The 15,257-nt window shown below is 64.3% G+C and carries 12 protein-coding genes; 10 read left to right on the top strand and 2 right to left on the bottom strand.

Annotated elements, in window-relative coordinates; genetic code table 11:
• Positions 1-879 (bottom strand): hypothetical protein, encoded by an 879-nt coding sequence (locus SPHS8_RS15625; RefSeq protein ID WP_201516349.1) that lies wholly within the window; start codon positions 877-879, stop codon positions 1-3.
• The gene (locus SPHS8_RS15620) at positions 879-3,356 is read right to left on the bottom strand and encodes a cyclic nucleotide-binding domain-containing protein (RefSeq protein WP_236575212.1); all 2,478 of its coding nucleotides are present in this window, start codon (positions 3,354-3,356) and stop codon (positions 879-881) included. Before SPHS8_RS15620 ends, SPHS8_RS15625 begins: the two co-directional genes overlap by 1 nt.
• 190 nt (positions 3,357-3,546) lie before the next feature.
• Here SPHS8_RS15620 and SPHS8_RS15615 point away from each other — a divergent pair, with 190 nt between their 5' ends.
• From SPHS8_RS15615 to SPHS8_RS15565, 10 genes are all read left to right on the top strand, one after another.
• A complete protein-coding gene (locus tag SPHS8_RS15615) occupies positions 3,547-4,485 on the top strand; it encodes a tetratricopeptide repeat protein (RefSeq protein ID WP_443018592.1) in 939 nt (312 codons plus the stop codon).
• A 211-nt stretch (positions 4,486-4,696) separates the two neighbouring features.
• Positions 4,697-5,470, top strand: coding sequence for a hypothetical protein (locus SPHS8_RS15610; RefSeq protein WP_097093006.1), 774 nt, complete (start codon positions 4,697-4,699; stop codon positions 5,468-5,470).
• Positions 5,454-6,197 (top strand): metallophosphoesterase family protein, encoded by a 744-nt coding sequence (locus SPHS8_RS15605; protein ID WP_201516348.1) that lies wholly within the window; start codon positions 5,454-5,456, stop codon positions 6,195-6,197. The genes SPHS8_RS15610 and SPHS8_RS15605 overlap by 17 nt, the downstream gene beginning before the upstream one ends.
• A 132-nt stretch (positions 6,198-6,329) precedes the next feature.
• Entirely contained in the window at positions 6,330-8,039 is a 1,710-nt protein-coding gene (locus tag SPHS8_RS15600; protein ID WP_236575204.1) for a ShlB/FhaC/HecB family hemolysin secretion/activation protein, read from the top strand.
• A 36-nt stretch (positions 8,040-8,075) separates the two neighbouring features.
• On the top strand, positions 8,076-8,636 hold the full coding sequence (locus tag SPHS8_RS15595) for a 2OG-Fe(II) oxygenase (protein WP_201516346.1): 561 nt from the start codon (positions 8,076-8,078) through the stop codon (positions 8,634-8,636).
• A gap of 517 nt (positions 8,637-9,153) precedes the next feature.
• Positions 9,154-10,617: a hypothetical protein gene (locus tag SPHS8_RS20485; RefSeq protein WP_236575203.1), complete on the top strand. Its 1,464-nt coding sequence runs from the start codon at positions 9,154-9,156 to the stop codon at positions 10,615-10,617.
• Positions 10,618-10,743: 126 nt separating this feature from the next.
• Positions 10,744-12,069 carry a bifunctional diguanylate cyclase/phosphodiesterase gene (locus SPHS8_RS15580; RefSeq protein WP_236575211.1) on the top strand — a complete coding sequence of 442 codons (1,326 nt, stop codon included), beginning with the start codon at positions 10,744-10,746 and terminating at the stop codon, positions 12,067-12,069.
• The gene (locus SPHS8_RS15575; protein ID WP_236575202.1) at positions 12,069-13,112 is read left to right on the top strand and encodes a ParB/RepB/Spo0J family partition protein; all 1,044 of its coding nucleotides are present in this window, start codon (positions 12,069-12,071) and stop codon (positions 13,110-13,112) included. Before SPHS8_RS15580 ends, SPHS8_RS15575 begins: the two co-directional genes overlap by 1 nt.
• A gap of 239 nt (positions 13,113-13,351) precedes the next feature.
• The gene (locus tag SPHS8_RS15570; RefSeq protein ID WP_201516315.1) at positions 13,352-14,431 is read left to right on the top strand and encodes a Rieske 2Fe-2S domain-containing protein; all 1,080 of its coding nucleotides are present in this window, start codon (positions 13,352-13,354) and stop codon (positions 14,429-14,431) included.
• Between the two features lie 125 nt (positions 14,432-14,556).
• A complete protein-coding gene (locus SPHS8_RS15565) occupies positions 14,557-15,234 on the top strand; it encodes a hypothetical protein (RefSeq protein ID WP_236575201.1) in 678 nt (225 codons plus the stop codon).
• The last annotated feature ends 23 nt before the right edge of the window (positions 15,235-15,257 follow it).

Below are 15,257 nucleotides of genomic sequence, written 5' to 3'. Positions count from 1 at the left end.
TCACCAGTAGAAGAAGACGCTGACGATATGCGCGGTCAGCGCGGCGAGCAGGGCGAAGGTCGCCGGGACATGGACATAGAGCCAGACCTCCAGCAACGCCTTCAGCCGTAGGTGTCGGCGGAGACGCGCGAGCATCGCCTGCTTGCGTTCGAGCAGTGCGTCGATCCTTTCCAAAGGCTCCTCGCCGGTATCCGGATGATCGCCGGTCCAATGGCGCAATGCCGCCTGCGCGGCGGCAGTAGCGCAGCGCGGGTAGCGGCCGGAAAGCCGCGCGATCAGGCTGCCGCCGAACGGATCGTCATCCAGCGACAGGCGGACCAGACTGGCATGGGCCTGGGGCAGCGGTTGCGCGGCATCGTGCAGCTGCCGGTCGATGGCGCGGATCGCTTCGAGCATCTGCACCTGCGTCATTTCCGCGCGGTTGTTGCTGAGGGCGGTGGGGAGCGTCGCATAGACGATGATGCCGAACAGGCCTGACAGGATCACCAGCATCATCAGGGCATAGGCCAGCGTATGGACGTTCCAGCCCAGCTGAAAGCCGGTGTGCAGCGTGCCGATGACGATGAGGCTGAGGCCGAGATAAACATGAGCGCTGGTCCATGCCTTCAGCGACCAGCGGCCGCGCGTCATGGCCCTCTTGCGCAGGCCGAGCAGCGTCAGCCACAGGATCAGGCCGACGCCAATCGTCCCCAGCATGTAGCCGTACCAGCTCCCGCCATTATGGCGCGGCGTGATGTCGATCATCAGATAGCTGGCGATGACGAGCAGGCAGAGAAGGCCAGCGATCTTCAGCCAGCGGAAATTGGCGTGGCGCAGGAAGCCGTCATGCAGGACTTCGCCCTTGGCGCGGCGCGGTTGGGAGGAAGCGCGGGTGGCCATCAGTTCGCTTGCCCATCAAGGCGGGCGACAGTGAGAAAATCCTCTGGCGACACGCGAATGGCGGCGCCAGTGGGGCAGGCGCGGACGCAGGCGGGACCGCCGTCAATGCCGGAGCACATGTCGCACTTGATCGCTTTCTTGGGCTTTTCGACACCGGGCTTGGCATGTTTGTAGCGCCATTTCTTCGACGGCTCGCCGGGCCCGGGCCCGGCGCCGAAGAACATCCAGCTGAGCAAGCCTGGCTTCTTGGGCGGCACGCTGTCCATGCGGATCACGCCATAGGGGCAGTTGCGCTGGCAATTGCCGCAGCCGATGCAGGTCTCGTCGATGAAGACTTCGCCGTCCGGGCCGCGATGGATGGCGTTGGGCGGGCAATCGGCCATGCAATGCGGATGCTCGCAATGGCGGCAGCTCGTCGGCACATGGAGATGGGCGTAGGTGCGCCCGGCTTCCCGGTCGAGGCGGGACAGGCCCTCATGGCTGTCGGCGCACGCCTTTTCGCAATTGTCGCAGCCCACGCACAGATGCTCGTCGAGCAACAGCACGTCGGTCGCTTCGCCAATGCCGTTATCGACCAGGAATTTGGCCGTCTCCGAATACATGTCGACGACAGTGGAGAAGCTGTCCTTACGGCTTTCGATGAAGGCGTTGACGTCCTGCCGCGCAGCCATGTCCTTGCGGGCGCGCTCCAGCAGTGCGGGCTTGGCGGCCATCAGCCGGGCGAAGGCGTCGCCGTTCAGCTTGATGACTTCGGACTTGACCGTGGCCTTGACCGTGGCGGTGCGGGGCCCGCCCGCGATCAGTGCCATTTCGCCGACATAGGACCCAGCGGGAAGGTAGGAGAGGAAGACTTGTCTGCCGCCGATCTTCTTCTCCACGATCATGGAGCCGACGCGGATCACATAGATGTCGTTGCCCAGGTCGCCTTCGGTCAGGATCGCCTCGCCCGCCTTCACCGTCTGGATTTCGGCCGTGTCGAGCACTTCGGCGAGATCAGCGGGTGTCAGGCCAGCACCGAACATCTGGAGCAGCTGCCGCTCGGTCGAGATGCGGGTGATGGCGCGCTTGGCGGGCGGGTTGGAGGACATGAGCTTCAGCGCTGCCGTCCGTGACACCTCCACCATGATCGAATCCGTGCCCGCGCGCACGGTGGAACCGCGGCGGCGGCCGGAAATCAGGCCGACTTCGCCGAAGATTGATCCCGCCTCGATCGGCACGTTGGTGCCGGGAGCGACCTCCACCAGCGCCTGACCCCCCGCGATGCCGAAAAGCGATGAGCCGGGGTCATGCTTTTCGAAGATCACTTCGCCTGCGCGGTAGGCGCGGACTTCGCTGTCCAGCATGAACTCGCGCATCTGGAGCGGCGACAAGCCTTCGAGGATGGACACGTTGGTGCGCAGAAACTCCAGCCATTCCGCGACCGAGCGCTTTTCCGGCAACCCGGCGAATTTCGCGGCGAGAATGGGTTCGTCGGCAGGCTTCAGGTCACGATTGCCGTTGATATATTCGACAACGTCATAGCCCTGGTTCATGCAGTGCTTGATCAGCGGATAGCCCGCCAGAGCGCCGATGACGAAGATGCCGGGCGCGGTGCTTTCGAACACCGGCGAGAGTTTGGGAAAAGCCAAGCGGTCGCTGCTGGCAAATTCGACGCCGCAGCTTTCCACGAACGCGCGCGGCGGGGCGGAGCCCATGCGGGCGATGATGCGGTCGCATGGCACCTTCACTTCGCCGTCGCGGCTGTCGAGCGTGATGAAGCCGGGCTCGATCTTCGCCGTGGTCGATTCCGTCATGATCGAAAGGCGTCCGGCTTCGGCGGCCGCCATCAGCGCCTTGACGTTGGCGGGCTTCGCGCTGGCGAACTCCGTTCCCCTGTTGAGGATGGTGACGACATTCCCCTGCGCTTCGTCGGCGGCGAGGCCCATGGCGTTTTCGATGCCCGCGTCCCCGGTGCCGACGACGAAAATATGTTCGTCATTATAATCGGCGGGATCGTCCAGCTGATATTGCACATGCGGCAGGTCGGCGCCCGGAACCCGCATCAAATTGGGATTGCCCTGGGTGCCGATCGCCATGATCACCGCATCGGCGATGATTTCGCGCCCGTCCGTCAGCGTCAGCCGGTAGGGTGGGGCGAGGCGCTGGATTTCCTTCGTGTCGGTCGTGCCGTCGCGCTTGCGCTCCACGATCTTCTGCACGCTGCCCGGGATCAGATCGCCGGTGCCGGTGATCGCCTTCACCTCGGCATTATAGGCGACGTTGATACCCTGCGCGGCGGCCTGCTCGTTCCAGCGACCCAGTATCGCCTCGCGCTTGCCAGCGTCGAAATCGAAATCGGAACGCAGCACGAGCTGGCTGGGCGTCGCCATCACATGCTTGCCCTTCTGATATTTGAAGATCGTGTCGGACAGATGGTCCGTCTTTTCGATCAGAAGATGCGGGATACCCAGCTGCGCCGCGCGCGCGGCCGCGCTCATCCCCGCCGGTCCCGACCCGACGATCGCGATACGCACGCGGTCAGTCACTTATGTCCCCCCTCTTGCGAGATCACCCGCAGCCCCGGCCATGCCCCTGCCGGTTTATGATGCGCGGATCAAGTCTTTGGGCACTCTATCAATTCCGCTGCGTCACGCTAGAGAGCAGTTGGTGATTATCGGGGGTGGTTGAGTGGCGAAGCTGAGCGTGGGGCGAGTGGCTCTGATCGGGGCGGCCGGGCTGGCGATCGTGTCGGTCGGCTATAATGTCTGGCGCGACAGGCCGGAAAAGGCGGAGACGGCCTCCGCAGCCGCACCTTTCGCGTCGGCCGGGCAGCAGCCCTCCGATCCGGAAAGCGTCATCCGTGGTCTTCAGGAGCGCGTTGGCGCCAATCCCAACGATGCGGAAGGCTGGCAGATGCTCGGCTGGGCCTATTTCGAGAGCAGCCGCCATGCCGACGCGGCGCGGGCTTATCGCCGTGCGGTGAAGCTGGCCCCGGACAATGCGACATTCTGGTCATCGCTCGGTGAAGCGCTGGTGATGGCGAGCGAACATGACCCGATGCCACGGGAAGCAGCGGACGCCTTCGGCAAGGCGGTGAAGCTCGATCCCAAGGAGCCGCGCGCCCGCTATTTCCTCGCTGTCCGCAAGGACCTTGCCAAGGATCATGAAGGCGCAATCCGCGACTGGCTGGCACTGCTTGCCGACACCCCGCCCGGCGCGCCGTGGGAAGCGGACTTGCGGCGGACGATCGAGCAGGTCGGCAAGATCAATGGCATCGACGTCAAGGACCGTCTGGCAGCGGTAAAGCCCACTGCGCCGCATCCGCCCATCGGATCAGTCGCCACGGCCGCGATCCCCGGGCCAAGCCGCGAGCAGATGCAGGCCGCCGCGCAACTCCCCAAGGGGCAACAGGACGCGATGGTCGAAAACATGGTGTCGGGGCTGGAAGCCAAGCTCAAGGCCAATCCCGCCAATGTCGATGGCTGGATCATGCTGATGCGCAGCCGCATGACGCTGGGCGAAACGGCAAAGGCACAGGCGGCCTATCAGGCCGCGCGGAAGGCCAATCCCACGCAGGCCGGAAGGCTGCGCGACGAGGCGCGGCTGCTGGCGGTGCCGGGGGTTTGAGGAGGGATAACTCCCTCTCCCGCAAGCGGGAGGGGGCCGGGGGGTGGGCTAGCGCTAGGCCGCTTTTAAAGGCTTAGGCAGGAGTTCGCTTGGCTCACACCCACCCCTGACCCCTTCCGCCTGCGGGAGGGGAACTGTTTCAAATGCTAACCGGGATCATCCCGCCTCCTGTCGCGGAACACTCGCCCCCTTCGCCCGTTGCCTTCCTGAAATGACAGCAGACCCAGCGATCTTCGATCCCCCGCCCGATTCAGTGGCCTTCTACACCGAAAGCCTCCAGCATCTGGTGGAATCCGGCATCCCCTTCATGCTTTCGGGCACCTATGCCTTGGGCTGCCACACCGGAATCGTGCGGCCGACAAAGGATCTCGACGTCTTTTGCAAGGCAGGCGACGCTCCGCGCATCCTCTCCTATTTCAAGCACCTGGGACATGAAGTCGAGTTCGAGGATGAGCGCTGGATCGGCAAAGTCTGGCGCGGCAACAACTTCTTCGACGTAATCTACAATATCTCTTCCGCCAGTGTTCCGGTGACGGAGGAATGGTTTCGCGCCGAAGATCATGCCGAAGTTTATGGCACCACCGTCCGCATCACCCCGCCGACCGAGTTCATCCTGTCGAAAATCTTCATTCAGGACCGCTATCGCTATGACGGCGCCGATGTCGTCCATGTCATCCTGCGCCAGCATGAGCGGATCAACTGGCAATGGCTGCTCGACACGATGGAGCTGCACTGGGAATTGCTGCTGATCCATCTGCTCAACTTCCGCTTCATCTATCCTACTGAGCGGCATTGCATCCCGCTATGGCTGTTCGAGGAACTGTTGGGCCGCTTGCAGACGCGGGCGGAATTGCCGGTGCCCAATATCCGCGTATGCCGCGGGCGGCTTCTGTCCCCGCGCGACTATCTGATCGACATCACCGAATGGGGCTTCGCCGATGTGGTCGGCAAAGGCCTTGAGGAGAGCCATGACCGCAACAAATGAACCCGCCCGTCATGAAGGACTGACACTCGCCGCGATCGGCGACCTGCATGTCACCGACACGTCAGAGCATCGCTACCGCGCGATGTTCGAGGAGATTTCGGAAAAGGCCGACATATTGGCGCTCTGCGGCGACCTCACCAATTTCGGCAAGACGCGCGAGGCGGAAATATTGGCCGAGGATCTGCGCGCCTGCACCATCCCTACCGTCGCCGTTCTCGGCAATCACGATTATGAATGCGGCCAGCCCGAAGAAGTCGCGCGCATCCTGCACGGCGCGGGCGTCACCGTGCTCGATGACCAGGCGGTGGAGATAAAGGGCGTCGGCTTTGCCGGGGTGAAAGGCTTTGTCGGCGGCTTTGGCCGTGGCGAACTGGGCGCGTTCGGGGAAAAGGGCATCAAGACCTTTGTCGAGGAAGCGATCAACGAAGCGCGCAAGCTCGAAAATGCCCTGCGCTCGCTGCGGACCGACCGCTGCGTGGCGGTTCTCCACTATGCGCCGGTCGTCGATACGGTGGAGGGAGAGCCCCCCGAAATCTTCCCTTTCCTCGGCTCTTCGCGGCTGGCGGAGGCGATCGACCGTTTCGACAATGTCCGTTTCGCCGTGCACGGCCACGCGCATCGCGGCGCGTTCGAAGGGCGCACCCCACGCGGCGTCCCGGTTTACAATTGCGCGCAATTTGTCGTGTCGGAGCGTTTCGACCGCCCCTACGCCCTGATCGCCCTCTGAACGCCGCCATGATCGCGCCGATCCGGTCGCAATTGACGCTTGCACCGGTCTGGAATGGGCAAGAATGCACCAAATCGGTCATGGTTTGGGAGCAATTCGCAACGACATTGCCCTAGGCCTGACGCCTGACAAGTGCCGTCATCCACGGCGCAGGGCGGCGTGGGGCGAATGGATTTCAAAGGGGCTTTGGCTGGGCTGAAGGCGATCGCGGCGGCGGCAACGCTGCTCACGGCCTGCTTTCCCGCCGCCGCGCAGATGGCCGGCGTGGGGGACGGCGCGTCCGCTCCGCTGATCGACCGGGATCGGCAGGATCGCGTTCAGCCCAGCATCGCGCCCGCGCCTCCGGTCACGCTCGCCCCACCTGCCCCTGCCGCTGCGCCCGCCGCCAGCCCGGCCAGCAGCATCAAGCTGACACGCGTCCATTATATGGGCGCATCGCTCCCCGTGCCGCATCTCGACAAGGCAGTCGCTCCCCTGATCGGGCGGCCGCTGACCCGGGAAACGCTTCAGGCCGTGGCGAAGGCGGTGGGTGACGCCTATGCGCGCAGCGGCATCGCCTTTTATTCCGTGTCCATCCCGGCACAGGTGCCCGCGGGCGGCCAACTGATCGTGAAGATCGTCGAGGGGCGGGTAAAGGAATATCGGCTGGCGGGCATGTCCCCCAGCATGCCGGTCCGCTTGATCGAAGCCCAGATGCGGCGGGTGAAGCGCGACGCGCCGCTGCGCAAAGCCACCTTGGAACGCGCCCTGGGACTGCTGCGCGACATTCCCGGCCAGACCGTCGAAGCACGCGTCCGCCAGGGTGCGGGCGAGGGCGACCTGATCCTCGACCTCATCATCAAGCGCAAGCAGCTCGAAATCGGCGTCCTGATCGACAACAGCGCGGTCAACAATGTCATCGAGGGCGTTCAGGCGCAGTTGACCCTGACCGCCAACGGCATTCTGCGCGAAGGGGACAGCACGCGCATCTCGGGCTACATGCCCTTCTATCCCGAACGCTATCAATTTTATTCGCTGAGCCACGTAACCCCGATCGGCAGCAACGGCACCACCCTGTCGGCCAATATCGCCCATATGAAAAGCCGCGTCCGCGACCGGCCGATCGAAGGCGAAGCGACGCTGGCAGGCGTCACGATCAGCCATGCGCTGGTCCGCTCCAACAAGACGAATCTCACCATCAATGCCTCGATCGACGGGATCGACAGCAGCAATTATTTCCTCGACGTCCGCTTTGGCGATTACCGTTCCCGCTCGGTGCGGCTCGGCGCATCCTGGTCGCATTCCGATCAGACGCAGGGGCAGGCGCTGTCCGCCGTCGCCAGCCGTGGCATCGGCCTGTTGGGCGCACGCGCCTTCACTGGCTTTTCGGAAAAAATCTTCACCAAGGTCAATGTGCAGGCCGTCGCCGTGCGCAGTCTGTCCAAGCGCGTTGCCGTCAAACTCAACGCGAGGGCGCAATATTCCCGCGACCAGCTGCCCTCGACCGAACGCTTTTCTTTGGGCGGCACCGGCGCGGGCATGGCCTTCCCGATCGGCATCCGCGCGGCTGAAAAGGCGGTGGCGGGTTCCGCCGAGCTAAGCTGGATGCCCGTGCGCGCGGGGATTTTGCAGAAGACGGCGCTTTTCGCCTATGCCGATGGCGCGGTGGCGCACGCGGTCGCGCGGCCCTTTTACCGTCTTCCTGCCGAAAATTTCTCGCTCGCATCCGCTGGCGGCGGAGTTCGGATCGGCATCGGCAATCAATGGCGGGCGAGCGTGGAAATGGCTGTGCCGGTAAAGCGCATCGACAGCGCGGATTCCCGCCGCGCGCGCGTCTTCTTCGGGATCGGCCGCGCCTTCTGATCCCTTTTTGCGTGTACGCAAAGGAAAGATGAAAACATGAACAATGTGTGGGAAGTGTGGCCGTCCGCGCTGACGGCCGCGGAGTGCGACGCCATCGTCAAACGGGCGGACTTCTATGCCGACCAATCCGCCACTGTGGGTTTCGAGGACAGCAGCCGCAGCGATCACGCCTATCGCTCCTCCATCATCCGCTGGTTCGATCCATTGCGGGAAAAGGACATTGTCGATCGGCTGATGCAATTTGTCGGCGCATCCAACCGCACCAATTTCGGTGTCGACATCGTCGCTCCCTATGAAGTGCAGTTCACCGAATATCACGCCACCCAGCAGGGCAAATATGACTGGCATCAGGATGTGTGGCTGGAATCTTCCCGCCCCTTCGACCGCAAATTGTCGGTGGTGGTGCAGCTGTCCGATCCAGAAGATTATGAAGGTGGAGCGTTCGAATTCTTCTGCGTGGCGCAACCCGCCGCCACCTTCGCCCCGCGCGGCAGCATGCTGATCTTTCCATCCTTCCTGCAACATCGCGTGCTGCCCGTGACGGCAGGGCTGCGCCGGAGCCTCGTGACTTGGGTAGAGGGTCCGCGCTGGCGTTAGTGCCGATTGGTATCGCCACGCACCCCGGTCGACGGAAAATCCCCTCTCCCCTTCAGGGGTCGGCCAGAGGCACGTGACTCTGGCCAAGGTGCCGAGCGCAGCGAAGGCGGGAGAGGGGACCGTAACAAGCCGCCGTCGCTCCCCTCTCCCCAACCCTCTCCCCTAAAGGGGAGAGGGAGAAGGTCCCCTAAAAGCCCATTATTTCTAGCCCCAAGTCCGAACACAAATCGAACCATAATGGACAAACCCCAAAAACACCCCGACCTCGCCATCTTGCGTATCAGAACACAGCCCAACCCCAATTTCCCCAACCTAATCAGCCGATCCCGACGCACAGACCGCAATCGCAAGCCCTTTGCGTATTCCTTCCCATGCTTCCCTGGCCGCTCCTTCGCACCTCCCCCCACCCAAAGCCCGATGTCACCAGATCGGTGATTTTAGAAGAAGCCGTAAGGGAATGCCGTGCTTAGCCTTGTGGCCTTGCGATGATGTTCGCATTGAACAGGGAGGTTCTAGCATGTCTTTGGTTGGGCCAGCGCGGTCAGGGCGGCGTTTGCTGCTTTGCGCCACGGCGATTCCGCTTTTCCTACTCGGCGCCTGCTCCGATGGCGTGGGCTTCAGCGTCCGTACGGCAGGAGGCAAGACGCCCTCCGGCCCGTCGGGTCCGACCAGCCCCAGCGGGCCCACTGGTCCAAGCGGCCCAGGTGGTCCGAGTGGTCCAAGTGGCCCTGATGGTCCTATCGGTCCTGGTGGCCCGAGCGGACCAGGCGGTCCCGCTGGCCCGAATGGCCCCACTGGCCCGGGCGGCCCCGGCGGTCCAGATGGACCATCCGGCCCGAACGGACCCACCGGACCGGGCGGCCCTACCGGCCCGACAGGCCCCAACGGCCCTAACGGCCCCACAGGTCCCGGCGGTCCTTCAGGGCCCGGAGGCCCAACCGGCCCAACTGGCCCCACTGGCCCCGGCGGCCCGACCGGAACCAGCGATGGCGCACTGATCGGCGTCAATCTGGGCGGCCAGCTGGTCGCCGGTCCCACCGGCCCCGGATCTCTCGTCGGCGTGAATGTGCTGACCGATCAGCCGAACGCCACCGGCAACCTCGCGACGGTCGGCCTGCTGAATGGCGATGGTACGGTCGTGGACGTGGCCCTGCCCACCACGGTCGGCGGCGTTCAGCAGGGGCTGGCGCCCGTCGGCACGCTTGCCGGAACGCTGCTTGGTGATCAGGTGGGCGGCACCGTCACTCAAGTGACCGACGGTCTTGCTCCGGTGGTGGCGACGGTCACGTCCGCCGCTACTCAGGTGACGGCGCCGTTGCTCGACACGGTGAACGGCGCGCTGGCGCCGGTCACGGGGGCGCTCGTCGGCGATGGCGGTGCGCTCGCTCCCGTAACCGGCCTGGTCGAAACGGTCGCAGGCGGGCTGACGGGCGTGTTGGGGGGAGCAGGCGGAACGCCGGGCGGCCTGCTCGGCGGACCCCTGCTCGGGGCAAATGTCGGGGGTCAGGCGGTGCCCGGCCCGACCACCAGTGACACGCTGGTCGGCGTCAATCTGCTGCCGTCCGCGACCGCTCCGGCGCAGGGGCAGCTGCTGACCGCCGAAGTCCTGACGCAGGGGACGATCGTCGATGTGGCAGTGCCGACCACCGCCGCAGGGGTGGAGGCCGGACTTGCGCCGGTCGGCAATCTCGTCGGCGGCGTGCTGGGCGCTGAAGCGGGCGCCACGGTCGATCAGGTCGTGACCGCTGCCGCGCCGGTCGTCGCCACCGTCACCTCGACCGTCGACAGCGTCGTCTCGCCAGTGCTCGACGCCGTCAACGGCCTTGCCCCGGCACTCCCCACCGGCAGCGGCAGCACGGGCGGCGGATCACTGCTTGCGCCAGTGACAGGCCTGCTCGGCGGCGTGGCCGCGCCGTCCACGGGCGGTCAGGGCCCCGCCGCTCCGGTAACGGGCCTGCTCGGCGGTCTGCTCGGCCGCTGACCGTTTGCCTCCCCCGCGCACCCACCGGCACGGGGGAGGGGGGTGAGGAGGCGGCAGGCCCGCCGCCTCCTCATCTTATCCTGTCTGGCACTTTGCAAGCTGGTCCCGCGAAAGGATTCGCCCTTGATGAAGCTCCATCAGGCCGAGCATCTGCTCATCATCTGCCTCAACAATTTTCATGCCATCGAAGCCGCCTATGGCCCGGATGCCGCAAGCGCCGCGCTCGATCATCTTTGCCATCGAGCCCGCCAGCACCTGGGCCGCATCGGCCTGCGCAGCGCCGACGGCAGCCGGATCATGCTGACCGCGCGCTATCCGCTCATGCAGAGCCTGCCCGTCGAGCGGCTGGTTGAGAAGCTGTGCGAAGCGATCGATGGCGAACCCTTCCGGTACAATGGTTGCGACATATTGCTTTCGGTGTCGGCCGGGCAGGCCTTTGTCGGCGAACATCTGGGCCGTGCACAGGAAATGGAGGCGAGCGCCCGGCTCGCCGCCTCCACATTGCGGCAATTGCAGATCGTCGTCCGCCGGGGGGAAGGCGTCGCCCTCTACCGGCGCGATATGGAGCAGGCGGCCGCACTCCTGCGCTGGGTGCAGGATGGGGAGGCCGTCCTGAGCTGGCGCCCGGTATCCCGCCCGCGCGATGGCAGCACCATCCTCTATTATGAAGCGATGCTGCGCCGCGTCGGCGAAAATGGCGAGCAGATGGATTGCGCCGCCAACTACGCGGCGCTCGAACGCCTCGGCCTCCCCCATCTGCTCGATCGCTTGCTGGTACGCGACGTGATCCGTGAACTGGAGGCGGACCCGGCTGCCTGCTTGTCGGTCGCCGTCTCCCCGCACAGCCTGTCGAGCAACCTGCATGGCCAGGGTGCAGGCTGGACGGACCTGATCGACCGTTTGAGACGGGAGCCCAGCCTTGCACGCCGCTTGGTGATCGAGATTGGCGACAATAGCGGCATCGCCTGTTTTCGCGACGCGCTCGCCTTCGTCCGGACCTTGCGCGGTCTTGGCGTGCGGATTTCGGTCGCCCGCTTCGGCTCCGGCCAAGCTTCCATCGGGCAGCTGATGGCCCTGTCGCCCGATGTCGTGAAGCTGGACAGCCCCTTCATGCGCACCGCCTATGAATCGGAACGCAACCGGCTGCGCGTCGGCCATCTTCTCGGCCTGGCCCGCACCATGAGTTCCACCGTGATCGTCGATGGCGTGGACTCGCCATGGCACCTCCATATCGCCGCTGAAGAAGGGGCGGAGTGGGTGACGGGCTCGCACCTCGGCCGCCCAAGCGCACGGCGCGGCTGGACGAAGGGCGACCGCGTCATGTCGCTAAGCACGTTCACCAGCGCCCTGCATCATCGCCAGTTCAGCGAAAAACCGGCGCGCCACGTGGCACAGAGTCTTCTTTGCGTGCACGCAACGCGCGCCACTTCCACCATTTCGGATTCGGTCTGATGAGCCAGGCAGCCGAAACGCCGCTAGACAATCGCCAGCAATGGAGGAAAGGCCGCATGGCGGGATTGATACGCGACATCATGGCGACGCTGTCCCGCGACAATGGCGCAGCCCGCCCGGCCGCCGAACTGGAAGCGCTCAGCCGCCTCGATGATCGCTTGACCAGCTTTGCCGGGGACAGGATAGACAGCCGCGCACCGATGCTCATCCGCCCCGCCGACTGCGTGGTATGGGACGGCAACCCCCGGGATCAGCCGGGCCTCAACCCCGACAGTTGCCGGTCGCTGATAGAATCCATCGCGGCCGAAGGCGGCAACCGCATCCCTGTGCTCGTGCGGCTGAACCCGCAGGCGTCGGAACAACCCTATCAGCTGCTGGTCGGCAGCAGGCGGCGCTTCGCCATCGATTGGCTGAACCATAACGGCCGTCCGGAACTGCGCCTCAACGCGCTGGTCGTCGAATTGTCGGACGAGGAAGCCTTCCGTCTCGCCGACATAGAAAATCGGGAACGCGCCGATATTTGCGAACTGGACCGGGCGCGCAGCTATCAGCAGGCGGTCGATCGCTTCTATGGCGGTGTCCAGTCGCGCATGGCCGAGGCGCTGGGCCTGTCGAACAGCCAGCTCAGCCGCCTTCTTGCCCTTGCCCAACTGCCCGAAGAGGTGATCCAGGCCTTCGCCACGAAGGAGGAGCTGAAGGTCCGCTATTCCGAACTGCTGACGCCGCTCTTGCGCAGGCATGAGCAAAGGGCCGACCTGATCGCCGAAGCGCGGATCATCGCGCAGGAGCAGCAGGCGCGCGCGGCCGGTAACGGGTCGATGCTCGCGTCCGCCACGGTCCTGTCCCGGCTGCGTCAGGCGGCGGCGCGGCGGCCCAGGGAAAGCAGCGACATGGAGATCATGGCCGACGGCGATCGCATAGGCCGGGCACGCGTAACCAAGGGCGGCGTCGTGCTGGATCTCACCATCGCCAGCGACGCCGATCTCGACCTCTTGTTCGCGCATGTGCGAGAAGCCATATTGGCCGCGCGTGCCCTGGCATGACCAGGCGCCCGTCGGAGATTTGCGTGCACGCAAATCCCGGACGTGGACGCGCATGGGCTTGTTCATTGCGCAGCATTAAGGGCTGGTTCAAGCTTATTGGCGATAAGTAACTTGCACGGCCGAACGGCTTTGCGTAAATTATATGGCATCAGTTAAATCGGCTGGGCTGATCGCCATATGGTTCATATGGGCGACCGGCCCGTCCTGCTACGCCAGGTAGCGAGTGAGAGGATCAAGCAATGGCGACATCGTCGGACTATCGTCTGGGAGAATTCACCTTTCCACGTGGCTGGTTCATGGTGGGTGAAAGCGCCGAGGCGACGAGCAGCCCCAAGGCGATGCGCTATCTTGGCCAGGACATGGTGATGTACCGTGGCGAGAGCGGGCAGGTCTATGTGACGGAGGCTTATTGCCCGCACATGGGCGCGCATCTGGCGAAGAACACGACCAGCTACATCGTGCGCGACGGCGAGCAGGTGGTGGGCGATTCGATCCGCTGCCCCTTCCATGGCTGGCAGTTCGGCCCGGACGGCGCGTGCAAGAACATTCCCTATTCCGACTTCGTGCCCAAGGCGGCCAAGCTCAAGACCTTTCCGGTGGTGGAACGCGCAGGCACGATCTGGATCTGGCACGATCCCGAAGCGCTCGAACCCAATTTCGACCTGCCCGATTTCGGCGGCCATTATGATGCGCCGGGCTGGGTCAACTGGAAGATCGACTTCATGGGCGATCTCGACATCCACCCGATCGAGGTCGTGGACAACATGGCCGACTTCGGCCACTTCATCCCGATCCATGGCGCGAAGGACTTCGTCTACTTCGCCAATGAGTTCAAGGATCATATCGTCCATCAATATTATGCCGCCGGTCACCGCACGCTGGTGCAGAATCCGGAGGACGTGCTGACGCTCGACACCTGGTATACCGGCCCCTCGATCCTCCAGTCGGAGATGGAAGGGACGTTCGACAGCTTCATCCTCATCACCCACACGCCGATCGAGGATGGCAAGATCCGCGTCTGGCATGGCCTGATGGTGCAGGTGAATGACGGCTCCGCGCCCGTCACCGACGAGTTGCGCGCAGCCGCGCTCGAATATCAGGAAGGCAGCCGCCTTGCCTTTGCCCAGGACGTCGAGATCTGGCAGAACAAGAAGGCCTGCCTCAATCCGCTCGTCATCCCCAATGACGGCCCCTATGGCAAGGTCCGCACCTGGTACAAGCAGTTCTACAATCCCCGCGACAAGACCCCCGACCTGCACAAGCGCACCAACGGCATGCACGTCACGCTCGACAAGCGCAGTTCCACGCAGGCGGCATAAGGTCGAAATATCCAGCGCCGCCGGAAAGGCTGGCCTATGGTCGGGCCGTTGATCATAACGGCCCGGTCCTTTTGATTTTACCGGGATAGCGGTTGCGCCAAGCGACCGGAGCAGGAGGCATGAACATGGCGACTTTGGCAGTAGATGCTCAGGATTACATGCGGTCGATGGGGCATGTCGCCCTATTCTATCCCAATAGCGAAGACGGCCCGGCAGCGGCCAAGCTGCTGAAGCTGGCAGGGTTCGTCGAAACGCAGATGCTGCCTTTCCCCCAGGGCAATTTCTATCGCTTCGTGGTCCATGACAGCAACCGCAGCCGGGGCGACGGCATCGTGTATCTTTCCGCTCTTCCCGCGGCGCAGGCGGCGGTGAACAAGGCTGCGCGCGAAGCGCTCGGCTATGGCACGGACAAGGAGCATGAGGCGGTCAAGGCCCTGCGCGCTGCTGTCGAGGCTGATCCTGAATATACGTTCCACGTCGGGACGCTGGTGGACTCGTTCGAAGCGATCGAGAAGATGACGCTCGACTTCATGGATGCGAACGAAAATGATCCCGACCTGAAGGGCCGCCTGAAGGTCACCGTCAACCGTCCGCGCCAGGGCAATGAGCAGATCGACGCGCTTCTGGACGCGTCCCCCGCCTTCGGCAACGTCACCCGTTACGCCTATGGCCGCAACGGCCTGCAACTGTTCGTCGAAACCGACCTGTTGTCGAGCGGTCAGATCGGCGACACGCTGATCCTCGAATTCGACTATGTGTGGCCCGGTTATGACAGCCACATCCTGTCGGTCGTCGAACTCTGACATAGCTTAAGGGGAGCAGGCCG

This window comes from Sphingobium sp. S6 (genome assembly GCF_905120495.1).
Taxonomy (GTDB): domain Bacteria; phylum Pseudomonadota; class Alphaproteobacteria; order Sphingomonadales; family Sphingomonadaceae; genus Sphingobium; species Sphingobium agri.
The sequence above is the reverse complement of the archived record's forward strand: the minus strand, read 5'-3'. Positions and strand labels throughout refer to the sequence as shown.